The sequence below is a fragment of the Streptomyces sp. NPDC056373 genome, from assembly GCF_042262425.1.
In the GTDB taxonomy this organism is placed as follows: domain Bacteria; phylum Actinomycetota; class Actinomycetes; order Streptomycetales; family Streptomycetaceae; genus Streptomyces.
Map to the genome: position 1 here is coordinate 317,846 of NZ_JBHJPX010000002.1, position 25,695 is coordinate 343,540.

Consider the following 25,695-nt stretch of genomic DNA (forward strand, 5'->3'; position numbering starts at 1 on the left):
GAAGGCGACAGCCGACGATGACCACCACCCCTGCCCCGGTCTGGAACCCCCAGCGCCCGGGCCCCATGCCCTTCCACCGCTACCGCCCCTTCCACGACCGCGTGCACGTCCCCGCCGCAGACCGCGACTGGCCCGCCGCCCGGATCGAGCGCGCTCCCCTCTGGGTTCCCGTCGACCTGCGCGACGGCAACCAGGCCCTCGCCGAGCCGATGGACACGCCCCGCAAGCGCCGCTTCTTCGACCTGCTGACCGGCATGGGCTTCAAGGAGATCGAGGTCGGCTACCCGTCGGCCAGCCGCACCGACTTCGACTTCGTACGGCACCTGGCGACCAGCGGCGCCGTACCGGACGACGTCACACCCGTCGTCTTCACCCCGGCCCGCCGGGACCTGATCGACCGCACCTTCGAGGCGATCGAGGGCATGCCGAGGGCGGTGGTGCACCTGTACATCGCGACCTCGCCGGTGTGGCGGGACGTCGTCCTGGGCCGGGACCGAGCCGAGGTGTGGCGGACCGTGCGGGAGGCCGCCGAGCACATGGCCCGCCGGGCGGAGGGTGCCGCGTACGTCCGTTTCCAGTTCTCCCCCGAGACCTTCAACCTGACCGAGCCCGATTTCGTCCTGGAACTGTGCGACGGGCTGAGCGAGCTGTGGGACGCGAGCCCGGACCGGCCGGTGACCCACAACCTCCCGGCGACCGTGGAGATCGCGACGCCGAACGTCTACGCCGACCAGATCGAGTACGTGCACCGCCATCTCTCCCGGCGCGACAGCGTGATCCTCTCCGTGCACCCGCACAACGACCGCGGCACCGGCGTGGCCTGCGCCGAACTGGCCGTCCTGGCCGGTGCCCAGCGCGTCGAGGGCTGTCTGTTCGGCAACGGGGAGCGCACCGGCAATGTCGACCTGGTGACCCTCGCGCTGAACCTGTACGCCCAGGGCGTCGACCCGATGATCGACTTCCGGGACGTCGACACGGTCAGGGAGACGGTCGAGCACTGCAACCGGCTGCCCGTGCACCCCCGCCACCCGTACGCCGGGGACCTCGTCCACACCGCCTTCTCGGGCACCCACCAGGACGCGATCGGCAAGGGCCTGGCCCGGCACGCCGAGCGGGCGCGGGAGCTGGGCGTTCCGGAGCGGCAGGCGCCCTGGTCGGTGCCGTACCTGCCGGTCGACCCGGCCGACGTGGGCCGCTCCTACGAGGCGGTGATCCGCGTGAACTCGCAGTCGGGCAAGGGCGGCATGGCCTACCTGCTCCGCACCCACCACGGCGTCGACCTCCCCGCGGGCATGCGGCCGGACTTCTCCCGGGCCGTGCAGGAGGCGACGGACGACAGCGGCCTGGAGATGACGGCGAAGGAGCTGTACGAGCTGTTCCGGTCGACGTACGTGGTGGACGACGGGGAGGTGGCGCTGGAGGCCTGGTCCGTCCACCCGGACGAGTCCGGGCGCGGCCGGCGCTTCGTGTGCACGCTGCGGACCGGCGAGCGCACCGGCGACTACGAGGGCACGGGCAGCGGCCCGGTCTCCGCGTTCGTCGACGCGCTGGCCGGCGCGGGAGTCGACGTGGAGGTGCTCGACTTGAACGAGCAGGCCGGTGGGGACGGTGCGAACGCCTTCGCCGAGTGCCGGGTCGGCGCTACGACGTGCTGGGGCGCGGGCCAGGACTCCTCGGCCCTGGCCGCGTCCGTCCGGGCGGTGCTGTCCGCGGTGAACAGGGCGCTGCGGTGACGGCGGTCGTCCTGCGCGCCGAGGACGCCCACGTCGAGCGCGACGGCCGGCCGATCCTCCAGGAGGTGTCCCTCACCGTCCGGGCCGGTGAACACTGGGCGCTGCTCGGGGCCAACGGCGCGGGCAAGTCCACCCTGCTCCGCCTGCTCGGCGCGCTCGTCCACCCCACCCGGGGCACCGTGGAGGTGCTGGGCCACCGGCTGGGCCGGGTCGATCTGCGGGAGCTGCGCGCACACGTCGGGCATGTCGACCCGCGGCATCCGCTCGGCTCGCCGCTGCGGGTACGGGACGTCGTCCTGACCGGTCTGACCAACTCCGTGGAACCGCTGCCCCGGTGGCGTCCGACGCCGGAGCAGGAGGAGCGGGCGGAGCGGCTGATCCGGACGCTGGGGCTGGCGGAGCACCGTGAGGCGCGCTGGCCCACCCTCTCCCAGGGCCAGCGCGGCCGGGCCCTGATCGCCCGGGCCCTCATGCCCGAGCCCCGGCTGCTGCTCTTGGACGAACCGGCCACCGGCCTCGACCTGCCCGGCCGGGAGCGCCTGATCGGGGCGCTGGAGGAGCTGCGCCGGGACCATCCGCGGCTGGCGACGGTCCTGGTCACCCACCACCTGGAGGAGCTTCCGCCGCACACCACGCACGCCTTGCTGCTGCGCGAGGGACGCCCGCTGGCCGACGGCCCGGTGGCCGGGGTCCTGACCGCCGACCGGCTCGGCAAGTGCTTCGACCTGCCGCTGGCCCTGGAACGGCGCGACGGCCGCTGGAGCGTGCGCACGGTACGCCGGGCATGACGAGGGGCCCGGTCCGACCGAGGTCGGGCCGGGCCCCTTCGTCCAGGAGGCGGAGCGCCTCCAGCCTCCAGAGCGGGCGACGCCCGCTCAGGCGACTACTTGTTCAGGTAGGCCCAGAACTCGTCGAAGCTCAGCCGCTTGTCGCCGTCGAGGTCGCGGGTCTTGATGACGACCTCGGCGACCGACTCGGTGACGTTCCAGTCGCCCGACCGGGCCAGGGCGGTCTTGAACTCGGCAGCGGTGATGAATCCGTCGCCGTCCGTATCGATCCGCTCGAACTGCTTGCGTGCTTCCTCGATGTCCGCCACCGATCCGCCCCTACTCTCGTGCTCTCGTGTTCCACGTCGTACTGACGCAGGTCAGATTAACCGGCCGTGTGTGCCTCCAGCGCGGCGACCACCCACGCGAACTCCTCGTCGTAGGTCGGCTGGGGGCCGAGGCCGTTGACGACGGCCTGGAGTTCGCGGTAGCGGGCGACCCGTGCGTTGGCGGCGGCCGTGAGGCGTTCGAGCACGGCCGCCCGGTCGGTGTCGCCGAGCAGGCCCCGCAGGACGTCGTCGGCCTCCGGCGCCTCGGGGGCGATGCCGCGCTGCCGTGCCTCGGCCGCGAGCTGTACGAGCCGGCTCATGAACCACAGGGACGAACCGGCCGGGATGTCCGGCCCCCGGTCGGCGGCGTTGAACTCGATCATCTGCCGCATCTGCGCCCGGAAGCCGGAGTCCTGGATGAGCTCGGCGAGCTCCACCCAGGCGTCCACCTGCTCGGGCGTGGGGTCCTCGGGCAGCTCGGCGGCCGCGAAACGCAGCCTGCCGCGGATGTCCGGGTCGGCGGTGTCGATCCCCTCGAAGATCTCCGCCATGAAGTCCTCGACGATCCGCCGTCGTTCGGCCGCCGAGAGCCGTGCCAGTCTGTTCATGAGTGTCGTCTCCTCCGCGCTGGAACCCCGCTTCGCCACCGTCGACAGCACCGCACGGGTCACCTTGAGCGACCGGATCTGCGCGTCCAGCGCGACCACGTGCGCGGCGGCGACCCGCGCGACCGTCGTCTCACCCGCCAGGACCTGGCGGACGTCCGCCAGGCCGAGGCCGAGTTCGCGCAGGGTGCGGATCAGCTCCAGGCGGGCCACGGAAGCGGCGTCGTAGAGCCGGTAGCCGCCCGCGGACCGGGCCACCGGGGGCAGAACGCCCTCGTCGGACCAGTAGCGGATGGTGCGCACGGTCAGTCCGGTGACCCGGGCCAGTTCGCCGATGGTGAGCAGTCCGGTGCCGTCGTCGGTCATGTCCGCGAGTCTGGGCCCTCCAGCGGGTGGAGACTCAACCGGACGGCCGGCTGCCGGCCCGTGGGCCCGAAGGTGGCGCTCAGTGCCAGGGTTGGAAGTGCGGGTTGCTCTCGCACTTGCTCATGATCTCCGTCTTGGTCTGCTTGTCGACCGGGCAGACGCCGACGATGTACTGCCGGGCGATGCCGCCGGGGAAGGCGACCTCCATCTGGTCGGCCCACTTGTGGGTGTCGCCGATGGTCTTGTTGACGTCGATGCCGCCGGGGGCATCGACGTAGTAGTTGAAGGCGGACTTCCACTGCTTGAACAGGTCGTGGTCGTACGTGGTCGACACATACGGGGACGGCTGGTTGACCAGGACGTACTTCTCGAGGTCGTACTGGCCGGTGATGACGTCCTTGGGGTGGAAGCCCTCCTCGAAGATGACGGACGGGCCGCGGCCGTCGGCGCGGTAGAGGGTGCCGCAGCCGGTGCGCCAGGACGGCTCGGGGGTGATGCGGTCGATGTCGGCACGGCGGTCGGCCGCGGCCTTGATCTTGTCCGTGAACTGGACGGGACAGGCTGCCGGCGTGGGGGCGGCGACCCTGGCGGCCGTCGGGGCGGGCGTGGCGGCCGTGGTGGTGAGGACGGCCGCGAGGGAGAAGGCGGCGGCAGCGATCCGCCGCCGCAGGGTCATGGTGGTCACGAGGGCACGATGGCGGGTCCGCGGCGCGGTGCCTTGGACCCTCACCCGATCAGGGCGTGTCAACTTCCCTTGAGTGGACGGCAGATGGGACTCACCGGAAGACGCCCGTGTGGCCGAGCGAGTAACGGCCGGGCTGGGGATAGACCGCCAGGCCGTGCGGGCCGCTGCCGACCGGGATACGGGCGAGCTGGGTGCCGGTGCGGGTGTCGACGGCGTACACCTCGGCGTCGTAACGGCCGGACAGCCACAGCACCTTGCCGTCGGCGGAGACGCCGCCCATGTCGGGGCTGCCGCCGTCGGGCAGCTTCCACTTCTTGGTCAGCCTGCCCTGGGTGAAGTCGAAGACGGAGATGGTGCCCTCGCCGCGGTTGGTCACGTACATCTCGCGGGAGTCGCGGCCGACGTAGAGGCCGTGGCAGCCCTTGCCGGTGGGCATCAGGACGGGCTCGGTGAACGAGTCGCCGTTCAGCACCCACATGCCGTGGGCCATCATGTCGGCGATGTAGAACCTCTTGCCGTCGGGCGAGACCTTCACGTCCTGCGGCATGGCGCCGTCGAACGGCAGCCGTTGCTGCCCGACGACCTCCATCTTCTCGGTGTCGACCTTGAGCAGCTCGCCGCTGAACTCGCAGGAGACGATGAAGTAGCGGCCGTCGAGGGAGAAGTCGGCGTGGTTGACGCCGTAGCAGGAGACCGGGACGGTCTTTTTGATCTCCATGGTGTGCGGGTCGCGGAAGACCAGTTCGCGGTCGAGGGAGGCCATGACGACGGCGTATCTGCCGTTGGGCGTGAAGTACAGGTTGTAGGGGTCGTGGACCTCGACGTCCTTGCCCGCCTTGCCGGTCTTCGGGTCGATCGGGGTGAGGGTGTGGCCGCGGTTGTTGTTGACCCAGAGCGTCTTCAGGTCCCAGGAGGGCACGACGTGCTGGGGCTGGCGGCCCACCCGGATCGTCTCGGTGACCTCGTACGTCTTCGGGTCGATGACCGTGACCGTGTCGGACTCGGTGTTGGGGACGTAGACCCGGGACGGGAAGTCCTTGACCACCGGGGACAGCTTGTTCGGGCGGTCGGCCGCGTACACGTCCTCGGGGTCCAGGACGGGCGGCATGCCGGGCAGGCCCTGCACCGGCTTCTTCTCGGGCGGAAGGGGCACGGCCGCCTTGGTGCCGTGCGCCTCGGAGTGCCGTTCCCCGCTTCCGGTGCCGCAGGCGGCGAGGACGGCGAGGACGGCACCCGCGACCAGGGTGCTCTTGACGAGATGGGGGCGCATTGCACCATTTAATGGGCGCCCCGGAGGGAAAAGCGTGATTCGCCCGTCCGGCGACCGGGTGAGGCATCGGGCACGCTCAGCGGTCGGCGACCCGCATCTCGAACCAGGTGGTCTTGCCCCGGGGCAGGAGGTCGACCCCCCAGCGGTCGGCCAGCTTGTCGACGAGGAACAGCCCGCGGCCGCTGATGTCCATCTCCTGGACCGGCATCAGGCACGGCAGCCCCCGGGAGGGATCGCGGACCTCCACGCGGATCCAGCCGCGGCGCCGGTGCAGACGCAACCCGAAGACACGGGCGCCGGTGTGGCGTACGGCGTTGCCGACCAGTTCGGAGACGAGCAGCACCGCGTCCTCGGTGGTCTTGGGGGTCAGCCCCCAGTGGCGCAGGATCACGACCTGGGTGAGCCGTCTCGCGGTGGCCGCTGACTCGGGGCGGGACGGCAGTGGAACCTCTGCCTCCGTCGGATTGCCGTACAACTCCAGCGCTTTGAGCGCGTGTTCGTCCTCGACGGTCGGCGACCAGCGCGCCGCGGCCGCATGTGCGTGTCCCCGCGGCTGTTCCATACCCTCCAGCCCCGCCATGCCCCCCATCATGGCCGTCCGCAGCGCCCGAGGGGGCCGTTCCCGGGGAATACGCCCCGGGGAACGGGCGGCCCACAGGCGATCATCCGTCATATGCCCAAGGCATTTCGAGGCCGCCGACACCCCGCTTGACCTGCTGGAACAATGCATTCCGGGGTAATCGCCGGACTCTCCCGTTCCGGCACGCTTAAGGTTGCCTTAAGGCCCCCATAAACCGCCCCATCGAGGGACACCGGGTCAGACACCGCGTCAATTGCAAGCCCCTGGAGGGAGGTTCAGAGGAACTTCGCCTTGCCCGGCCCCTCCTCCACGAAGCTGCGCATCCCGCGCTCGCGGTCCTCGGTGGCGAACAGGCCCGCGAACCAGTTCCGTTCGATCGCCAGGCCCGTGTCGATGTCCGTCTCCAGACCCGTGTCGATCGACTCCTTCGCGGCCCGCAGCGCGAGGGCCGGCCCCTGAGCCAGCTTCGCGGCCCAGGCGTGCGCCTGGGTGTACACCTCGCCGGCGGGGACGACCCGGTCCACCAGGCCGATCTCGCGGGCCTCCTCGGCCTTCACCATGCGGCCCGTGAAGATGAGGTCCTTGGCCTTGGAGGGGCCGACCAGGCGGGCCAGGCGCTGGGTGCCGCCGGCGCCGGGGATCAGGCCGAGCAGGATCTCCGGCTGACCGAGCTTGGCGTTCTCGCCGGCGATGCGGAAGTCCGCGCACAGAGCGAGTTCGCAGCCGCCGCCCAGCGCGTAGCCCGTCACGGCCGCGACGACCGGCTTGGGAATCCTGGCCACCGCCGTGAACGAGTCCTGCAGGGCGCGGGAGCGCAGCACCATCGCGGTGTGGCCCATCGCCTGCATCTCCTTGATGTCCGCGCCGGCCGCGAACACCTTCTCCCCGCCGTAGAGGACCACCGCCCGGACGTCCTCGCGGCGGGTGGCCTCCTCGGCGAGTTCCTTCAGCCGGTCCTGCGTGGCGATGTCCAGCGCGTTCATGGGCGGGCGGTCGAGTCGGATCGTGCCGACGCCTTCAGCGACTTCGAGAGAGACGGTCATAGGCAGCAGGTTAACGGGGGCTAACAGGATTGGGGCCGGTGCGGTGGGTCACACCGGCCACGGGTCCGGGGTCGCCCCGGGGCGAACGCCCGGGGCCCCGGTGCGGTCGGTCGCACCGGGGCCCCTCAGGTCGGCCGTGGGCCACTTCTTCGGCCGTGAGCTACTTCTTCCACTTCTCCCAGGACATGTTCCAGCCGTTGAGCCCGTTGTCCGGGTCGACGATCCGGTCCTTCGAGTTCTTGACGACCACCACGTCGCCGATCATCGAGTGATTGAAGAACCAGGCGGCCGGCACCTTCTTGTCCCAGCCGCCGCGCACGTCGCGCAGGCCGATGCAGCCGTGGCTGGCGTTGTAGTTTCCGAAGGCGCCGCTAGCCCAGTAATTGCCGTGCAGGAAGGTGCCGGAGGTGGTCAGGCGGACGGCGTGCGGGACGTCCTTGATGTCGTACTCACCGCCGTAGCCGACCGTCTCGCCGTTCATCCGGGTGACCGTGAGCATCTCGCTGATGACCATCTGGCCGTTCCAGGTCTCCATGCCGGGCTGACCGGTGGTGACGGGGATGGTCTTGACGGTCTTGCCGTCCTGCATGACCTTCATGGTGAGCTTCTTGGCGTCGACCACGGAGACCTGGTTGCGGCCGATGGTGAACTTCACCGTCTTGTCCTGCTCGCCGTAGACGCCGGCGCGGCCCTCCACGCCGTCGAGGTTGAGGTCGACGGTCACCTTGGTGCCGGGCTTCCAGTACTTCTCCGGGCGGAAGTCGAGGCGGTCGTTGCCGAACCAGTGGCCCTCGACGTCGACGGCCGGCTCCGTCTTGATGCGGATGGCCTTCTCGACGTCCTCCGGTGCGGTGATGCCCCGGGAGAAGCGGATGGAGAACGGCATCCCGACACCGACCTCGGACCCGTCCTCGGGGGTGAAGGTGCCGGTGAACGTGTTCTCGGGGGTCAGCGTGGTGAAGCCCGCGTCCTCCGCGGCCGTGCGGCCCTCGGAGTCCTTGGCCACCGCGTGGACCGTGTACCTGGTGGCTCCGGCCAGATGGGTGGACGGCGTCCAGCTGGCGCCGTCCCCGGATATCTCGCCGTCGACCTTCCTGCCCTCGGCGTCCTTGACCTCGACCTCGGCCAGCTTCCCCTTCGTCGCGGTGACCTTCAGCGCACCGCTCGTGTCGACGGACTTCGCCCCGTCCTCGGGCGTGATGCCGACGACCGCCTCGGACTGCTTGCTCTGCGCGCTGCCCGAACCCTTGCCCTTGTTGTCGCCCTCGCCGGAACCGGAGCCGGTTCCCCCGCCGCCGCACGCCGTGACGGCGAGGAGCAGCACGCCGATCGCCGACGCGAGCACTCCGTTCCTGCGTCCAACCGACGCCCCCGATATCGGTCGCCCGTTCACGTGGTTCTCCCCTCCCAGGGCCTGGTCAGGCCCGCACCCCGCGCGTCCCCCGCGCGTCGGCGCATAGTAACCACAAGGCACCGGGCACCGGCGGCCTGCGATTGTCACCGTTCGGTCCCAACGGATCACCGGTCAACCCGCCCGCCTGTCGGGTTACTTCACCGCACCGCCCGCCTTCCATGCATTCCAGCCCATATTCCATCCTCCGAGCCCGTTGTCGGGAGAGACCTTTTTGTCATTGCTGTTGACGACCTCCACGACGTCACCGACGAGGCTGCGGTCGAAGAACCAGCCGGCCGGGGTGTTCGAGCTGCCGCCCTTCACATCCTGCAGTCCGATGCAGCCGTGGCTGACGTTGGTGCGGCCGAACACGGAGTGGTGCGCCCAGTAGTTGCCGTGCAGAAAGGTCCCCGAGTCGGTCAGGCGCATGGCGTGGGGGACGTCGGGGATGTCGTACTCGCCCTCGCCGTCGCGCTTCCTGAAACCGACCGTGGCGCCGTTCATCCGGGTGACGTCGTGCATCTCGGTGACCACCATCTTGCCGTTGTACGTGGTGTTCCCGGGCGCGCCGGCCGTGACGGGCACGGTGGCCAGGGGCTCGCCGTCGCGCCGGACCTCCATGGAGTGGGCTGCGGCGTCGACCACGGAGACCTGGCTGCGGCCGACGGTGAACGAGAACGTCTTGTGCTGCAGGCCGTAGACGCCGGGCGCGCCCTCGACGTCGCGCAGCCGCAGGGCGACGGTGACCCGGGTGCCGGGTTTCCAGTAGTCCGCGGGGCGGAAGTCGAGGCGGTCCCTGCCGAACCAGTGCGGGCGGATCTCGACGGCCGGGCGGGCGGTGACCCGGACCGCGCGTTCGACGGCGGCGCGGTCGGTGATCTCGCGGCTGAACTCCAGGGAGACGATCATGCCGGTGCCGACCGTGGCGCGGTTCTCCGGGGCGACGTAGCCGATGAAGCGTTCCTCGGGGACGTAGGTGGTGAAGGTGGTGTGCCGGGCCGAGCGGCGCCCGTCGCCGTCCACGGCCACCGCGTCGATCGTGTACCTGGCGGCCAGCGCCAGCTGCCGCTCGTCGGGTTCCCAGGTCAGGCCGTCGGCGGAGAGGTGCCCGGGCACCGGGGACTCCTGGGCGTCCTGCGAGCTGACGACCCTCACCTTCTCCAGCCGGCCGTCGGGCACGCGCACCCGCAGCCTCCTGTCGGGGCGCACACCCCTGCTGCCGTCGTCGGGCGAGACCTTGATGACGTCCTCGGGCGCCGGGGGCGCGCCGAACGCCCCGGTGATCCCGCCCGCGTCGTCCGAGGTACACCCCGCGGCCCCGGCCAGGAGCCCTGCCCATGTCACTACGGCGGCCAGCGCGGCCCTCGCGCGCCGCGCGCGCCCTTGTACGTGCCTCACGCGGTGCCCAACGACCGGCCGCGTCCCCGGGAAACGACCATGCCCGCCCCCGGGGAAACGTGAGTGCGACCCACGCTCTGGGCAGAACAGTGGGGAGGACGACGCGCAGGGGAGCCGCGACCCGGGCCGCAGCACAGGGCCGCACCCCTCTGTCCCCCGTCGTCCCACGAGCCGGTGGGAGGCTGACAGGTGTCCAGCGCAGCCGAGCAGGAGGCGGTGGCCGGTCATCGGGCCACCGGGAACGGGCGCCAGGCCGCCGCCGTGAACGGCGCGCGCAGGGCCGCGCCGCCGCCCACCGTGCCCGCGTGGCCGGGCGCGCCGACCCCGCTGGGCGCCCGGTTCCGGGTCGGTCCGGACGGGGTGGCGGGCACCAACTTCGCGTTGTGGGCGGGCGGGGCCGAGGGCGTCGAGCTGTGCCTGTTCGACGAGACGGGCAAGGAGTCACGGGTCCGGCTCGCCGAGCTGACCCACGAGATCTGGCACGGCTTCGTCCCGGGCGTGCTGCCCGGGCAGCGCTACGGCTACCGGGTGCAGGGCCGCTGGGACCCCTGGACGGGTGCCCGCTGGAACCCGGCGAAGCTGCTCCTCGACCCGTACGCGCGGGCGGTCGACGGGGACTTCGGCCTGCCGCCGGAGGTGTACGGGCACGTCCGCGACTGGCCGCAGCAGCACATCGCCGACACCGTGCGCGACGACCGGGACTCGGCGCCGTACGTGCCGAAGGGCGTCGTCGTCCATGATGACGACGACTGGGCCGACGACCGCCGCCCGAAGACGCCGTGGGCCGACTCGGTGATCTACGAGCTGCACGTCAAGGGCTTCACCCGGCTGCACCCGGGCATCCCCGAGGAGTTGCGCGGCACCTACGCCGGTCTCGCGCACCCGGCGGCGATAGAGCACCTGGTGAAGCTGGGCGTGACGGCGGTGGAACTGCTGCCGGTGCACCAGTTCGCGCACGAGGACCACCTGCTGCGCAGAGGTCTCAGGAACTACTGGGGCTACAACTCCATCGGCTACTTCGCCCCGCACGCGGGCTACGCGGCCTCCGGGACGGCCGGGCAGCAGGTCGGCGAGTTCAAGCGGATGGTGCGCGCCCTGCACGCGGCCGGGATCGAGGTCATCCTCGACGTCGTCTACAACCACACCGCGGAGGCGGGTGAGCTCGGTCCGACGCTGTCGCTGAAGGGCGTCGACAACCGGGGTTACTACCGCCTCCAGGACGACCCCCGGCGCTACGCCGACTACACCGGCTGCGGCAACACCCTGCACGTGGTCCAGCCGCACGTCCTGCGCCTGATCACGGACTCGTTGCGCTACTGGGTCACCGAGATGGGCGTGGACGGCTTCCGCTTCGACCTGGCGGCGGCGCTGGCCCGCTCCATGCACGACGTCGACATGCTCTCCCCGTTCCTGGCGGTCATCGCCCAGGACCCGGTGCTGCGCCGGGTGAAACTGATCGCCGAGCCGTGGGACGTGGGGTCGGGCGGCTACCAGGTGGGAGCGTTTCCCCCGCTGTGGACGGAGTGGAACGACCGGTACCGCAACGCCGTACGGGACTTCTGGCGGCACGCGCTGCCGGACGTACGGGAGATGGGCTACCGCCTGTCCGGCTCCAGCGACCTGTACGCCTGGGGAGGGCGCAGGCCGTACGCGTCCGTCAACTTCGTCACGGCGCACGACGGTTTCACCCTGCGCGACCTGGTGTCCTACGAGCGCAAGCACAACGAGGCCAACGGCGAGGGCAACCGGGACGGCACGGACGACAACCGGGCCTGGAACTGCGGCGCCGAGGGCGAGAGCGACGACGAGGGCGTGCGGGCGCTCAGGCGGCGCCAGCTCAGGAACCTCCTGACCACGCTGCTGCTGTCGACGGGCGTGCCGATGCTGGTCGCGGGTGACGAAATGGGCCGCACCCAGCGCGGCAGCAACAACGCCTACTGCCAGGACAACGAGATCAGCTGGCTGGACTGGGAACTGCTGGAGGACCCGGGCTGGCAGGCCCTCTTCGCGCTGACCTCCCGGCTGATCGCGCTGCGTCACCGCCACCCGGTGCTCAGGCGCCGGGCGTTCTTCTCGGGCCGGGCGCAGACCGCGGACGGGCTGCGGGACCTGGCCTGGTTCACGTCACGGGGCACGGAGATGACGGAGCAGGACTGGTACGCGCCCGCCGCCACGCTCGGCATGTACCTGTCCGGCCGGGACATCCCTGGCCGGGACGACCGCGGGGAGCAGATCCTCGACGACAGCTTCCTGGCCGTCCTGCACGCGGGCGAGGGGCCGGTGGACTTCGCGCTGCCGGGGCCGCCCTGGGCCGAACGGTACGAGGTCGTCGTGGACACGAGCCTGGAGGAGCAGGGGGAGGCACCGGGCGTGGAGCACCGCGCGGGCACGGAGATCACCATGCCGGCGCGGGCGGTGCTGCTGCTGCGGGTGACGGGCTGAGGCATCGTTTCGCCAAAGGCCGGGGAGGGCGAGGCGGCGGTGCTGCCCGGGAGCGGGAGGTGTCGGCCGAGGTGCCGTTTCACCGCCGGCCGAGAGGACGAGGCCGGGCCGTGCCGTACTGCGCCGCGTGCGGTGGGACGAGGTGCCGTCTCGGCGGTCGGACGGGAGAGCCGTGGCGGCAGTGTTGCGGCTCGTTGCAGGTCCGTGAACGCGGCGCGGATCTTCTTGCCCCCTGCGTCGCACCGCTGGCAGCGTCGGTGCTGAGCCTCGGCTCTCCCTCCACTGCTCCCCTCGGACCCTCCAGGACCCCCGCATGCCCGAGATTTCCCGTCGCGCCCTCGGTACTCTCGTCGGCGGTGGTGCCCTGGGTGCCGTGGCCGGCACGGCCGGTGCCGCCGAGGCCGTTCCCGTCGAGGCCGCTCCCGTCGAACGCCCCTTCCGGGCCCGCCCCGGCGCCGCCTCCGGACAGCGCCCCAACCTCCTGGTCATCCTCGGCGACGACCTCGGCTGGGCCGACCTGTCCTCCTACGGCGCCCCGCACATCAGCACGCCGAACCTGGACCGGCTGGCCCGCCAGGGGGTGCGCTTCACGGACGCCTACTCGGGCTCCTCGACCTGCTCCCCGACCCGGTTCAGCCTGTACACGGGGCGCTATCCGGGGCGTACGAAGGGCGGGCTCGCCGAGCCGATCGCCAACAGGTCCCAAGGACTCGACCCGAACCACCCGACCCTCGCCTCGCTGTTGAAGAAGGCCGGCTACGCCACCGCTCTCATCGGCAAGTGGCACTGCGGCTGGCTGCCCGACTACAGCCCCACCAAGTCCGGCTGGGACGAGTTCTTCGGCAACCGCGGGGGCGTGCTGGAGTACTTCTCCAAGCTGGGGCAGCTCGGCGAACACGACCTCTACGAGGGCGACGCCGAGTACAAGGACCTGCGGTACTACACGAACGTCCTGACCGAACGGGCCGTGGAGTACGTGAGCCGCGACCACGACCAGCCGTGGCTGCTCAACCTCAACTTCACCACCCCGCACTGGCCGTGGCTCGCGGAGGGCGACGAGCAGACCGGCGCCGAGATCGCGCAGAAGATCCGGAACGCGAAGAGCCAGGCGGAGGTGTCGGCCGCGCTCAACCACCACGACGGCGGCTCGGTCGCCAAGTACACCGAGATGGTGCAGAGCCTGGACGCGGCAGTCGGCGAGGTGCTCACGGCGCTGCGCCGCTCCGGGCAGGAGGAGCACACCCTGGTGTACTTCGCCAGCGACAACGGCGGTGAGCGCTGGTCGTACCTGTGGCCGCTCAGCGGCGAGAAGTTCGTGCTGCAGGAGGGCGGTATCAGGGTGCCGACGATCGTGCGCTGGCCGCACCGGATCGACGGCAACCAGGTCAGCCACGCGCCCAACCTCTCTCCCGACTGGACCGCGACCTTCCTGGAGGTGGCCGGCGCGCGACCCGATCCGGCCTACCCGCTGGACGGTGCGAGCCTGGCCGGATACCTGCTGCGGGGCGAGCGGGCGCCCGAGCACGACCTGTTCTGGCGGGTGCGGGCCAACCGGGCGCTGCGGCGCGGGAACTGGAAGTACTACCGGGACGCGGAGGGCACCGACCACCTGTACGACCTGGCCGAGGACCTGCGGGAGCAGGCCGATCTCGCCCCGGACCGACCGGAGCTGCTCACCGAGCTCAGGGCGGCCTGGGAGAGGACCGACCGAACGCTGCTGCCCTACCCGGACTAGGGCCGGTCGTCCGGATCATGCCGGCGTCGCGGGGCCCGGTCCGGACGACGGGAGTTCGCGGACCCGGCCTAGCCGAGGATCCCCCGCTGGTACGCCGTCGCGACCGCTGCCGCGCGGTCGTTGACGCCCAGCTTGGCGTACAGGTGGGTGAGATGGGTCTTGACCGTCGCCTCGCTGATGAAAAGTTCGCGGGCGATCTCGCGGTTGGACGTGCCCCTGGCGACCAGCGCGAGCACCTCGCGCTCACGGGCGGACAGGGGCTCGTTGCCGGGGGCCCGGACCGCGGAGACCAGGCGCGAGGCGACGGCGGGGGACAGGACGGTACGGCCTTCCGCCGCCGCCCGCACCCCCGAGAACAGCTCGTCGCGCGGGGCGTCCTTCAGCAGGTATCCCGTCGCGCCCGCCTCGATCGCGGGCAGCGTGTCGGAGTCGGTGTCGTAGGTGGTGAGGACCAGGACCTTGGCGCGGGCGCCGGTGCGGGTGAGTTCGCGGATGGCGTCCACTCCCCCGCCGCCCGGCATGCGCAGATCCATCAGGATCACGTCCGGGTCGAGGGCGGCGGCGAGCGAGACCGCCTCGACGCCGTTCGGCGCTTCCCCGAGGACCCGGAAACCCGGCGCGGACTCGAACATGCCGCGCAGGCCGTCCCGGACCACGGGGTGGTCGTCGACGATCAGCAGGGTGATCGGGGCGGTCCCCGTCGCGGTGTGTTCAGTCATGGCGGACCAACGGTACGCGAGCGGAGACCGCCGTACCGTGGCCCGGCTCGGACTCGACGGCGAGGGAGCCGGCGATGCGTTCGGCGCGGGCGCACATGCCGGGCAGGCCGAAACCGCCGGTGCGCGTGCGTGCCGGGACCGCGAGCGGATCGAAGCCGCTGCCGTCGTCGCGGATGTCGAGGATGACCTCGTCGCCGAGGAAGGACAGGGTGACCCCGACGCGGGTCGCCCCCGCGTGCCGGGCGATGTTGGAGAGGGCCTCCTGGACGATCCGCAACAGGGTGGCCGCGACCTCCTCGTGGAGTTGCTCGGCGGTACCGGTGAGCGTGAAGTCGGCGCGCACACCTGTCCGTTCACCCCATTCGGCGACGGTCTTCTTCAGCGCTTCCGGCAGTCCGGCGTCGGCCAGCGCCACCGGCGCGAGGTTGTGCACGGAGCGGCGGGCCTCACCGAGGCTGTGCCGGGCCAGGTCCGAGGCGCGTTCGAGGTGGGTGCGGGCCGTGGGCAGGTCGGGGGCGTTCGTGACGACCTGGAGCTGGGCGATGATGCCGGTCAGGCCCTGGGCGATGGTGTCGTGGATCTCGGCGGCCAGCCGCCGGCGCTCGTCGGCGACGCCCGCCTCCCGTGCCTGGACCAGCAACTGGGCGTGCAGGGCGGCGTTCTCGTCGAGGGCCTGCTGCAGGGCGGTGTTGGTGCGTTCCAGTTCGGTGATGGTGACGGCCCGCTCGCGGGAACGCTGCTCCTCCTGCTGGGCGATGTGGCCGACCACCGTCAGCAGACCGAAGTTCGTGGCCAGCAGCACGCCGAACAGCAGCCACTGGACCCGGCCGTCGATCGGCATCCCGCCGGACTGCGAGCCCGCCACCACGACCACGGTGGCGAGCAGACCGAGCCACTGCCGGCGCCTTCCCGGGATCAGTTCGTCGCTGTCGAAGTAGCCGGCGGACGCGTAGAACCCGAAGAAGGGGTTCAGCCAGGTGAGCGCGAAGGAGAGCGCCCAGCGCAGGACGTAGTAGGCGGCCCCGCGTGCGGACGGGGTGCGGCGGCCTCGGCGGGGGCCGTGCCAGAGCTGGAGCAGCACCGCGGCGACGAGCAGCGCCCCGCCCGCGTACCACTCGGCCGGGCGCACGATCAGCTCGTGCGAGGCCACCGACAGGAGGGCGGAGACGGCGAGCAGCCCGTACACACCCCAGGTGTGGAACTGGTTCTGCCGGTGCTCGATCTGCTCGTCCGCCGGGGTCATCGCGCCATTGTGCACGGTTCTCCGCCTACTCCCAGCGGAACCAGCGCACGGCCCCGGCCGTCAGCAGCAGGGTCCAGGCCACCAGCACCCCGAGGTGGCCCCAGCCGGGCCAGTCCCCCGCCGCGGCCTGGTTCAGGGCCTCGGCCGCCGCACCGAAGGGCGTGAAGCCGACGGACCGGGCCAGGACGTCCGGCATCGTCTGCACCGGCATCCACACGCCCGCGCAGAACATGGCGGGGAAGAAGACGGCCGACCCGATGGCACCGACCATCTTCGTCGACCGGGACAGCGCCGAGATCACCGCACCCAGCGCGAGGGCGGCGAGCACGGCCAGGAACAGGGCGAGGGCGTATCCGACGCCCTGGCGCGGCAGCCGGACGGCGAAGGCGAGCCGGCCCGTCGTGAGGGCGAGCAGCGCCGAGACCAGGGCGGCCCCGCCGAACAGCAGCATCTGCGCGGACAGCAGGGCGGCGGGCCTGACCGGCGTGGTGGACATCCGGCGCAGGATGCCGCGCTCTCGGTAGCCGGTGAGGGTCTGCGGCATGGCCTGGATCCCGGCCATGATCAGCCCGAGCAGCACGCTCACCGGGACGTAGCCGTCGACCGGGCGCAGCCCGCCGAAGTCCGGGTCGGCCTCCCGGAAGGAGGGGATCGAGCCGAGGATCACCAGCAGCAGGGTGGGAAACGCCAGGATCCAGAAGAGAGCGCCGGGCTCCCGGCGGAAGAGGCGGAGCTCGCTCTTCAGTACGGCGGTGTTGACGAGGGCGGTGCTCATGCCGCCGCCTCCTTCGTGAGGTCGAGGAACGCGTCGTCCAGCGTGGCGTCGGTGACCCGGAGCTGGTGGGCCGTGACGCGGCTGCGGGCGAGCAGGGTGATGACGGCGTTGACGGTCTCGTCGGTGCCGGACAGGATGACGCGGCCGTCCTTGTGCTGGACCGACGCGAGCGCGGGGAGCGAGCCGAGCTCACGCTCGTCCAGGGGCGCGGACGGGGTGAAGCTGATGACGGTGGCGCCCGCCGAGCGGCGGATCAGCCCGGCCGGGGTGTCCAGGGCGGCCACCCGGCCCTTGTCGATCACGGCGATCCGGTCGCAGAGCCGCTGCGCCTCCTCCATGAAGTGGGTGACGAGCAGCACGGTCACCCCGTTCGCGCGGATGTCCTCGATCAGTTCCCAGGTGTCGCGGCGGGCGCGCGGGTCGAGTCCGGTGGTCAATTCGTCCAGCACGACGGCTCTCGGGTTGCCCACCAGGGCCAGCGCGATGAACAGCCGTTGCTTCTGACCGCCGGAGAGCCGGGCGAACCGGGTGTCGAGCTTGGCGGTCAGGCCGAGGCGTTCGGCGAGGGGCCGCCAGTCGAGCGGGCTCGGGTAGAAGGCGCTGTACAGCTCCAGCGCCTCGCGGACGGTGAGCTTGGCCTGGAGTTCGCTCTCCTGGAGCTGCGCGCCGAGTACCCGGCGGGTGGCCTCGTGCTCGGTGACGGGGTCGAGCCCGGCGACCCGGACGCGGCCGGAGTCGGGCACGCGCAGCCCCTCGACGCACTCCACGGTGGTGGTCTTCCCGGCGCCGTTGGGGCCGAGGATCCCGAAGATCTCGCCCTCCTCCACGGCGAAGGAGACACCGTCGACGGCGTTGCGGCCGGCGTAGCTCTTGCGTAGTTCGGTGACTTCGATGACAGGTGCGGTCGGCATGTGAAGAGGGTCCCGGCCGGGCGGGGCCGGGCACATCGGCCGTCGCGCTCGAACGGACATCGACCGATCGGCTGATGCCGCCGTACGACCAGAGGGGTGCGGGTGCGGCCAGGTGGGTGCGGTCGTGCGGCCCGTCGAACGTTCTCCCAGGTCGCAGGACCAAGGACCGAGCCGTGTCCGGCGGAAACTCGGTGGGCAGTGTCAGTGGCGATCCGTAGGCTCGCTGCTGATGGCCACGACACCCGCCTCCGCCCAGGACCGTTCCGCCGTGCGCTCGTTGCTGCGCCTGTGGCCGTACGTGCGGCCCGCGCGGGTGCGGCTGTTCAGTGCCGCGTTCGTCGCGATACTCGCCTCCTGCGTGGGCCTGGTGATCCCGCTCGTCCTGAAGTGGATGGTCGACGGGCCGATCGCCGGGCGGGACCCGGCCGGGGTGTGGCTCGGCGCGCTGTACCTGCTGCTGCTCGGCTTCGCGGAGGCCCTGCTGTTCGGACTGCGGCGGTGGCTGGTGGCCCGTCCGCTCACCCACGTCGAGGCGTCCATGCGGGCGGGGCTGTACCGGCATCTCCAGCGGCTGCCGGTGGCCTTCCACGACCGGTGGGCCTCCGGGCAGTTGCTGTCCCGCGGCACCACCGATCTGATGCTGCTGCGCCAGTTCCTCGCCTTCCCCCTGACGTTCCTGCTGGTCAACGGGGTGACGATCGTCGTGGGCGTGGTCATCATGCTGCTCCAGGACTGGACGCTGGGGCTGGTCGTCCTCGGGCCCGCCGTGCCCGTCATGGTCACGTGCCTGATCTTCGAGAAGCGGTACGCGCAGGTGGCCCGGCAGGCCCAGGACCAGGTCGGCGACCTGACGACGGTCGTCGAGGAGAGCGTGCTCGGCATCCGCATCATCAAGGGCTTCGGCCGCCACCGGAGCCAGGCCCGGGCGTTCCGGGACCTGTCGCGGACGCTGCGCGGCACGGAACTGCGCAAGGCGCGGCTGCTGGCGACGATCTGGGGCGTCATCGTGACGCTGCCGGAGGTGGCGATCGGGGCGGCGCTGGTGGTGGGGGCCGTCCAGGTGGCCGACGGTGCCCTGTCGGCGGGGACGCTGGTGGCGTTCTTGTCGACGGCGCTGGCGTTGCGGTGGCCGGTCGAGTCGATCGGGTTCCTGCTGGCGATGAGCCAGGAGGCGGCGACGGCGACGGAGCGGTTCTTCGAGGTGATGGACGAGGAGGCCGAGCACACCGCCTCCGGGCACACGCCCTGCGGGCAACGCCCCCTTGAGCACACGGCCCCCGTGCACCGCGAGCACACCGCCTCCGAGCACACCGCCTCCGGGCACACGGCTTCCGTGCACGCCGCCTCACGGGCGTGGGCCGGAGCGAAGGACCCGCAGGACACGGGGCTTCGCTTCCACCACGTCCGGTTCCGCTACCCGGACGCCCCGCCCGGTTCCCCTCCCGTCCTGCAGGACGTCGACCTGCACGTCCGCCCCGGCGAGTCCATGGCCCTGGTCGGGGCCACCGGCAGCGGCAAGACCACCCTCACCGCGCTCGTGCCCCGCCTCTACGAGCTGACCGCGGGCCGCATCACCCTCGACGGCACCGACATCACGGAGCTGTCGAGACAGGCGCTGCGCTCCAGGGTCGCCGTGGCCTTCGAGGAGCCCACGCTGTTCTCGGCCACGGTCCGCGACAACGTTCTCATGGGTGCCGCGAGGGACACCGCCGGCACCGCCGGCACCGCCGACCTGGAGCGCGCCCTCGCCGTCGCCCAGGCCGATTTCGTGCATGCCCTGCCCCGGGGGACGGACACCCGGGTGGGCGAGCAGGGCCTCAGCCTCTCCGGCGGCCAGCGCCAGCGCCTCGCGCTCGCCCGGGCCGTCGTCGGGCAGCCGGAGTTCCTCGTCCTGGACGACCCGCTCTCGGCCCTGGACGTGCACACCGAGGCCGCCGTGGAGGCCGCTCTGCGGCAGGTGCTGGCGGACACCACCGCCCTGATCGTCGCGCACCGCCCGTCCACCGTGCTGCTCGCCGACCGCGTCGCGCTGTTGTCCGGCGGCCGGATCGCCGCGGTCGGCACCCACCAGGAACTGCTGCGCACGAACGCCGAGTACGCGCATCTGATGTCAGGGGAAATGTCAGGGAGAACTCCAGGGGAAGAGGAGGGCGCACGATGACGGCGGCCACCGGCGCACCGGCCGGCGACAAACCCGACGACCGGCCCGACGAACGGTTTGACGACCGGCATGACGACCGGTCCGCCGAACGGCTTGACGACGCACCCGGCGATCGTCCCGCCGCCACCGGCGATCCCTTCGACCAGGACGTCCTGCCCACCCCGCCGGGCGCCACCGGGGCGCTGCTGCGCTCCCTGCTCGCGCCCATGAAGGCCCGGGTCGCCCTCACGACGCTCCTGCTGCTGCTCCAGCAGGCGGTCGTGCAGGCGGGCCCGCTGCTCGTGGCGTACGCCATCGACCGCGGCGTGCCGGCGTTCCGCGCGCAGGACCACGGGCCGCTGGTCGCGGTGGGCGTCGGGTATCTGGCGTGCGCGCTGGCCGCGGGCGGGCTGCAGTTCGCGTTCGTCGCCGCCGCGGCCCGGGTCAGCCAGGACGTGCTGCTCGATCTGCGCGGCCGGATCTTCCGCCACGCGCAGGCGCTGAGCGTCGACTTCCACGAGCGCTACACCTCGGGCCGGCTCATCTCCCGCTCCACGGCCGACGTCGAGTCGCTGCGCGAGCTGCTGGACGAGGGCCTTCAGGAGCTCGTGACGGTGATCCTGTCCTTCGTCTACATCTCGGCGATGCTGCTCTGGCTCGATGCGGGCCTCGGGGGCGTGGCGGTGGCGTCCCTGGTGCCGCTGTACGCGCTGGTGCGGTGGTACCAGCGGCGGGCCGGGCGGGTGTACCGGGCGCGGTCCACCGCCATCGCGGCCGTGATCGTCAAGTTCGTCGAGACCATGAACGGCATCCGCCCGGTGCGCGCCTTCCGCCGCGAGTCCGCCAACGACACGGACTTCGGCGAGCTCAACCGCCGGCACGAACGGGTCAACGGCGACGCGCTGCTGGAGATGGCCCGCTACGTCACCGGCTCCCGCCTGGTCGCCAACACGGCGGTCGCGGCGATCGTCCTGTGGGGCGCCCACCGGGTCGCGGACGGCACGCTGGCCCTCGGTGTGCTGGCGGCGGCCGTGCTGTACCTGCGGCGGCTGTACGACCCCATCGACCGGCTCGGGATGTTCCTGAACTCCTACCAGTCGGCGGCTGCCTCGCTGGAGAAGATCGCCGGCCTGCTCGCCCAGACCCCGTCGGTCCCCGAGCCGGCCACACCCCGGCAGCTGCCGCCGCTCCGGAGCGAGCACCCCGGCCGCGAAGTGGTCTTCGACGGCGTCCGCTTCGGCTACCGCACCGGGGGCGAGGTGCTGCCCGCGTTCGACCTCACCCTGCCGGCGGGCCAGACGGTCGCGGTCGTGGGGTCCACGGGCGCCGGCAAGTCGACGCTGGCCAAGCTGCTGGCCCGGTTCTACGACCCCTCCGGCGGCCGGGTGCTGCTGGACGGCGTCGACCTGCGCGACCTCGCCGTGCCCGAGCTGCGGCGCGGGGTGGTCATGGTGACGCAGGAGGCGTTCCTGTTCTCCGGCACGGTCGCCGACAACATCGCGATCGGCCGCCCGGACGCCACCCGTGAGGAGATGGAGCAGGCGGCGAAGGAGATCGGCGCGCACGACTTCATCACCTCCCTGCCCGACGGCTACGACACGGACGTGCGCAAGCGGGGCGGCCGGATCTCCGCCGGGCAGCGGCAACTGGTCGCGTTCGCCCGGGCGTTGCTGGCCGACCCGGCGGTGCTGATCCTCGACGAGGCGACCAGCTCGCTGGACATCCCCGGGGAGCGTGCGGTGCAGCGGGCCATGACGACGGTGCTGAAGGGCCGCACGGCGGTGGTCATCGCGCACCGGCTGTCGACCGTGGAGATCGCGGACCGGGTCCTGGTGATGGAGCACGGCCGGATCGTGGAGGACGGCGAACCGGCCGAACTCATCGCGGGCACGGGCAGGTTCGCGGATCTGCACCGGGCGTGGCGGGACAGCCTGGCGTAGGACGACGACGGCAGAGGGCGGGCAGATGATCGACGCGTACGAGGACCCCGGCACACCCGACCACCGCGGCGGCGCCCGGTACCTGTGGTGGCTGGTCAGCCGGCAGCCGGGGCGGTGCGCCGCGGGGGCGGTGTTCGGCACGGTGTGGATGGTGCTGCTGGCGGCGACCCCGTACCTGATGGCCCGGGCGATCGACGACGGCCTGGAGCCCGGCGACATGAGCGCGCTGACGCTGTGGAGCGGCGCGCTGTTCGCGGTGGGCGCCTTCAACGCCTGGCTGAGCATCATGCGGCACCGCACCATGACCCGGGTCCGTATGGACGCCAACTTCCGCACGGTGAAGGTCGTCGTCGGCCAGGCGGTCCGGCTCGGGGCGTCCCTGCCCCGGCAGATGGGCGCGGGTGAGGTCGTCACGATCGGCGTGGGTGACGTCCAGACGATCAGCCAGTCCCTGACGGTCGTCGGCCCCGGTGTCGGCGCCGTCGTGGCCTATCTGGTCGTCGCCGCCCTGCTGATCTCGGTCTCTCCGGTCCTCGCCGCGGTCGTCCTGCTCGGCATTCCGGTCCTCGTCCTGCTGGTCGGCCCGCTGCTCGGCCGGCTGCAGGGCTCGGAGGCGGAGTACCGCGAACGCCAGGGCGTCCTGACCGCGCGCATCGGCGACCTCGCCGGTGGCCTGCGGGTCCTCGCCGGCCTCGGCGGCAAGGACCTGATCTCGGACGCCTTCCGCCGGGACTCCGGGCGGCTGCGCGAACAGGGCTACCGCGTCGGCGCGGTGACCAGCTGGGTCCAGGCCCTGGGCATCGGCCTGCCGACCCTGTTCCTCGCGGTGGTGACCTGGCTCGCGGCGCGTCTGGCCGCGCAGGGCCACATCACCGTGGGCGAGCTGGTGTCGGTCTACGGCTATGTGGCGGTCCTGGTGGGGCCGGTGTCCTTCTGGGTGGAGTGCGGCTACCAGATCAGCCGTGGCCTGGTGTGCGCCCGGCGGGTCGTACGGTTCCTGCGGCTGGAGCCGGTGCCCGACACCGGCACCCGGGACGCCCCGTCCGAACCCTCGGTGCTGTACGACCCCGAGTCGGGTGTGCGCATCCGGCCCGGCCGCCTGACGGCCCTGGTCGCGGAGCACCCCGCGGACGCCACGACCGTCCTGGACCGCCTGGCCCGCCATGCCCCGTCGGACGTCACGTGGGGCGACGCGCGCCTGGACGACATCGCCCTCGCCCAGGTCAGGTCCCGCATCCTGCTGGCGGATCACGAGGCGGACCTGTTCGCCGGAACGCTCCAGGAGATGATCGCCCCTCCTTCGGCGGGCGCGGGAAACCGTGCGAGCCACCACGACGAACCCGCGGACGCCACACCGCGGCACCCGGCAACCCGGAGGGCGCTGCACGCCGCAGCGGCCGAGGACATCGTCCAGGCCCTCCCCGACGGCCTGAACTCCCCGATGACCGCCCAGGCCCGCAACCTCAGCGGCGGCCAGCGCCAGCGCATCCGCCTGGCCAGAGCCCTCCTGGCCGACCCGGAGATCCTCCTCGCCGTCGAGCCCACCTCGGCCCTGGACGCCCACACGGAGGCCACGGTCGCGGACCGGCTCGGCGCGGCACGGCACGGCCGCACCACGGTCGTGACCACCACCTCCCCCCTGGTCCTCGACCACGCGGACACCGTCCTCTTCCTGAAGGACGGCAAGGTCGCAGCCGACGGCGTCCACCACGAACTCCTGGAATCCACCCGCGACTACCGAGCCGTCGTCGCAAGGGACACCGGGACACGGGACACCGAGTAGGCCCTGGGATGACCCGCACACATCTTCCCGTCGCCGCACGGCAGGACGTCCGGCACGCGATGCTGGACCTCGTGCGGGCGGACACCCGGGCCTTCTGCACGGTCCTCGCTCTCAACGCCCTTGCCGCCCTGGCCGGTCTCGCGGGGCCATGGATGCTCGGACGGATGATCGACGACGTACGGGCGGGCCGCGGCGTCGGGGCCGTGGACCGGCTCGCCCTCGCCCTGCTCCTGTGCGCCCTCGTCCAGTTGCTCCTGGCCCGCTGGGCCCGCTACGTGGGCCACCGCTTCGGCGAACGGACCCTGGCCCGCGTGCGGGAGCGGTTCGTGGACCGCGCCCTCGCCCTGCCCGCCTCGGTGGTCGAGCGAGCCGGCACCGGAGACCTCACCGCCCGCGGCACCTCCGACGTCACCACTGTCGGCAACACCCTGCGCGACGCCGGACCGGAGCTGCTCGTCAACCTCGTCCAGTGCCTGTTCCTGGTCGGCGCGATCTTCCTCCTGGACCCCCTGCTCGGCGCCCTCGGGGTGCTCGGGCTCACGCCCATCTGGCTGGCGTTGCGCTGGTACCTGCGCCGGGCCCGGGACGGCTACCTCGCCGAGGGGGCGGCCACCTCGGACGTCGCGGAGATCCTCGCGGCGACCGCCTCCGGCGCCCGTACGGTCGAGGCGTTCCGCCTGGAGAGGCAGCGCACGGCCGCGAGCCGGGACGCCCTGGAGACGTCCCGCCGCACCCGCCTCCACACCCTCTACCTGCGCAGCATGTTCTTCCCGGCGGTGGAGGTGTCGTACGTCCTGCCCGTGGCCGGTGTGCTGGTGGTCGGCGGCGTGCTGCACTCCTCGGGCGCGATGAGTCTCGGGGCGGTGGTGGCGGCGGCCCTGTATCTGCACCAGCTGAGCAACCCGCTGGACGAGATCCTGGTCCGGGTCGAGCAACTGCAGAGCAGCGGCGCCTCGTTCGCCCGGGTGGAAGGGCTCGCCCGGGCACCGCACGCCGGCGGGGAGGGCGACTGCCCGGATCCCGACGGTGACCGGATCGACGTCGCCGGGGTGCGCTACGCCTACGACGGGGGCGTCGAGGTGCTGCGCGGTGTCGATCTGACGGTGCGGCCCGGGGAGCGGCTCGCCATGGTCGGGCCGTCCGGCGCCGGCAAGACCACGCTGAGCCGGCTGATGGCGGGCATCGACGCCCCGACCGCGGGCTCGGTGACGGTCGGCGGTGTGCCCGTCGTCGGGCTGGGGCCGGAGCGGCTGCGCCGCCAGGTCGTCCTGGTCACTCAGGAGCACCACGTGTTCCTCGGCTCGGTCCGCGACAACCTGCGGATCGCCGAACCGTCCGCGGACGACGAGCGGTTGTGGGATGCGCTGGCCGTGGTCGGCGCCGACACGTGGGTGCGGGAGCTGCCGCAGGGGCTGGACACCCCGCTGGGCCAGGGCGGTCGCCGCACCGACGGCTCGCAGGCGCAGCAACTCGCCCTGGCCCGCGTGGTGCTGGCCGACCCGCACACGCTGATCCTCGACGAGGCGACCGCGCTGCTCGACCCGACGACCGCCCGGCACACCGAGCGGGCCCTGGCCGCCGTCCTGGAAGGGCGCACCGTCATCGCCGTCGCGCACCGGCTGCACACCGCGCACGACGCCGACCGGGTGGCGGTGATGGAGGACGGCCGGCTGACCGAACTGGGCACGCACGACGAGCTGGTGGCGGCCGGGGGTGCCTACGCGGCGCTGTGGCACTCCTGGCACGGGGATCTGCCCGGGGCCGGCGCAGCGTCCCCGTAGCGGTTCCGGCCGAGGCCGGCGCAGCGTCCCCGTGGCGGTTCCGGCCGAGGACAGCGC

At 72.1% G+C, this 25,695-nt stretch carries 20 protein-coding genes; 8 read left to right on the forward strand and 12 right to left on the reverse strand.

The window, feature by feature from the left end; genetic code table 11:
• Window positions 1-17 precede the first annotated feature (17 nt).
• Window positions 18-1,733 carry a 2-isopropylmalate synthase gene (locus ACFCXS_RS05400; RefSeq protein WP_376641748.1) on the forward strand — a complete coding sequence of 572 codons (1,716 nt, stop codon included), beginning with the start codon at window positions 18-20 and terminating at the stop codon, window positions 1,731-1,733.
• Complete coding sequence (locus ACFCXS_RS05405; RefSeq protein WP_376641749.1) at window positions 1,730-2,521, forward strand: ABC transporter ATP-binding protein; 792 nt, start codon at window positions 1,730-1,732, stop codon at window positions 2,519-2,521. The genes ACFCXS_RS05400 and ACFCXS_RS05405 overlap by 4 nt, the downstream gene beginning before the upstream one ends.
• A 95-nt stretch (window positions 2,522-2,616) precedes the next feature.
• On the opposite strand, the gene ACFCXS_RS05410 is transcribed toward ACFCXS_RS05405, so the two are convergent.
• From ACFCXS_RS05410 to ACFCXS_RS05445, 8 genes are all read right to left on the reverse strand, one after another.
• On the reverse strand, window positions 2,617-2,829 hold the full coding sequence (locus tag ACFCXS_RS05410; RefSeq protein ID WP_010041731.1) for an EF-hand domain-containing protein: 213 nt from the start codon (window positions 2,827-2,829) through the stop codon (window positions 2,617-2,619).
• 56 nt (window positions 2,830-2,885) lie between these two features.
• The gene (locus ACFCXS_RS05415; protein ID WP_376641750.1) at window positions 2,886-3,800 is read right to left on the reverse strand and encodes a MerR family transcriptional regulator; all 915 of its coding nucleotides are present in this window, start codon (window positions 3,798-3,800) and stop codon (window positions 2,886-2,888) included.
• 79 nt (window positions 3,801-3,879) lie between these two features.
• A complete protein-coding gene (locus ACFCXS_RS05420) occupies window positions 3,880-4,485 on the reverse strand; it encodes an ADP-ribosyltransferase (RefSeq protein WP_376641751.1) in 606 nt (201 codons plus the stop codon).
• A 91-nt stretch (window positions 4,486-4,576) separates the two neighbouring features.
• On the reverse strand, window positions 4,577-5,755 hold the full coding sequence (locus ACFCXS_RS05425) for a YncE family protein (RefSeq protein ID WP_376641752.1): 1,179 nt from the start codon (window positions 5,753-5,755) through the stop codon (window positions 4,577-4,579).
• Between the two features lie 76 nt (window positions 5,756-5,831).
• Window positions 5,832-6,335 (reverse strand): ATP-binding protein, encoded by a 504-nt coding sequence (locus tag ACFCXS_RS05430; RefSeq protein ID WP_039933707.1) that lies wholly within the window; start codon window positions 6,333-6,335, stop codon window positions 5,832-5,834.
• 275 nt (window positions 6,336-6,610) lie between these two features.
• Window positions 6,611-7,378, reverse strand: a complete 768-nt coding sequence (locus tag ACFCXS_RS05435) for an enoyl-CoA hydratase/isomerase family protein (protein WP_376641753.1) — start codon at window positions 7,376-7,378, stop codon at window positions 6,611-6,613.
• 160 nt (window positions 7,379-7,538) lie between these two features.
• Window positions 7,539-8,771, reverse strand: coding sequence for an Ig-like domain-containing protein (locus ACFCXS_RS05440; RefSeq protein WP_376641754.1), 1,233 nt, complete (start codon window positions 8,769-8,771; stop codon window positions 7,539-7,541).
• 153 nt (window positions 8,772-8,924) lie between these two features.
• Window positions 8,925-10,169, reverse strand: coding sequence for an Ig-like domain-containing protein (locus ACFCXS_RS05445; protein ID WP_376641755.1), 1,245 nt, complete (start codon window positions 10,167-10,169; stop codon window positions 8,925-8,927).
• A 189-nt stretch (window positions 10,170-10,358) separates the two neighbouring features.
• Here ACFCXS_RS05445 and glgX point away from each other — a divergent pair, with 189 nt between their 5' ends.
• Both glgX and ACFCXS_RS05455 read left to right on the forward strand, forming a co-directional pair.
• The gene (glgX, locus tag ACFCXS_RS05450; RefSeq protein ID WP_376641756.1) at window positions 10,359-12,611 is read left to right on the forward strand and encodes a glycogen debranching protein GlgX; all 2,253 of its coding nucleotides are present in this window, start codon (window positions 10,359-10,361) and stop codon (window positions 12,609-12,611) included.
• Between the two features lie 313 nt (window positions 12,612-12,924).
• Window positions 12,925-14,346, forward strand: coding sequence for a sulfatase (locus ACFCXS_RS05455; RefSeq protein WP_376641757.1), 1,422 nt, complete (start codon window positions 12,925-12,927; stop codon window positions 14,344-14,346).
• Between the two features lie 68 nt (window positions 14,347-14,414).
• Here the strand turns inward: ACFCXS_RS05455 and ACFCXS_RS05460 are convergent, their stop codons facing one another.
• The 4 genes from ACFCXS_RS05460 to ACFCXS_RS05475 are packed head-to-tail and all read right to left on the reverse strand — an operon-like array spanning window position 14,415 to window position 17,994.
• Window positions 14,415-15,065: a response regulator gene (locus ACFCXS_RS05460; protein WP_376641758.1), complete on the reverse strand. Its 651-nt coding sequence runs from the start codon at window positions 15,063-15,065 to the stop codon at window positions 14,415-14,417.
• Window positions 15,058-16,308: a sensor histidine kinase gene (locus tag ACFCXS_RS05465; protein ID WP_376641759.1), complete on the reverse strand. Its 1,251-nt coding sequence runs from the start codon at window positions 16,306-16,308 to the stop codon at window positions 15,058-15,060. Before ACFCXS_RS05465 ends, ACFCXS_RS05460 begins: the two co-directional genes overlap by 8 nt.
• A 25-nt stretch (window positions 16,309-16,333) precedes the next feature.
• The gene (locus ACFCXS_RS05470) at window positions 16,334-17,083 is read right to left on the reverse strand and encodes an ABC transporter permease (RefSeq protein ID WP_376641760.1); all 750 of its coding nucleotides are present in this window, start codon (window positions 17,081-17,083) and stop codon (window positions 16,334-16,336) included.
• Entirely contained in the window at window positions 17,080-17,994 is a 915-nt protein-coding gene (locus tag ACFCXS_RS05475) for an ABC transporter ATP-binding protein (protein ID WP_376641761.1), read from the reverse strand. The genes ACFCXS_RS05470 and ACFCXS_RS05475 overlap by 4 nt, the downstream gene beginning before the upstream one ends.
• Window positions 17,995-18,223: 229 nt before the next feature.
• Between ACFCXS_RS05475 and ACFCXS_RS05480 the strand changes: the two genes are divergently transcribed.
• The 4 genes from ACFCXS_RS05480 to ACFCXS_RS05495 are packed head-to-tail and all read left to right on the forward strand — an operon-like array spanning window position 18,224 to window position 25,638.
• Window positions 18,224-20,155 (forward strand): ABC transporter ATP-binding protein, encoded by a 1,932-nt coding sequence (locus ACFCXS_RS05480; RefSeq protein WP_376641762.1) that lies wholly within the window; start codon window positions 18,224-18,226, stop codon window positions 20,153-20,155.
• On the forward strand, window positions 20,152-22,074 hold the full coding sequence (locus ACFCXS_RS05485) for an ABC transporter ATP-binding protein (RefSeq protein WP_376641763.1): 1,923 nt from the start codon (window positions 20,152-20,154) through the stop codon (window positions 22,072-22,074). The genes ACFCXS_RS05480 and ACFCXS_RS05485 overlap by 4 nt, the downstream gene beginning before the upstream one ends.
• A gap of 25 nt (window positions 22,075-22,099) precedes the next feature.
• Window positions 22,100-23,857: an ABC transporter transmembrane domain-containing protein gene (locus tag ACFCXS_RS05490; RefSeq protein ID WP_376641764.1), complete on the forward strand. Its 1,758-nt coding sequence runs from the start codon at window positions 22,100-22,102 to the stop codon at window positions 23,855-23,857.
• An 8-nt stretch (window positions 23,858-23,865) separates the two neighbouring features.
• Window positions 23,866-25,638, forward strand: coding sequence for an ABC transporter ATP-binding protein (locus ACFCXS_RS05495; protein ID WP_376641765.1), 1,773 nt, complete (start codon window positions 23,866-23,868; stop codon window positions 25,636-25,638).
• Window positions 25,639-25,695: the final 57 nt, after the last annotated feature.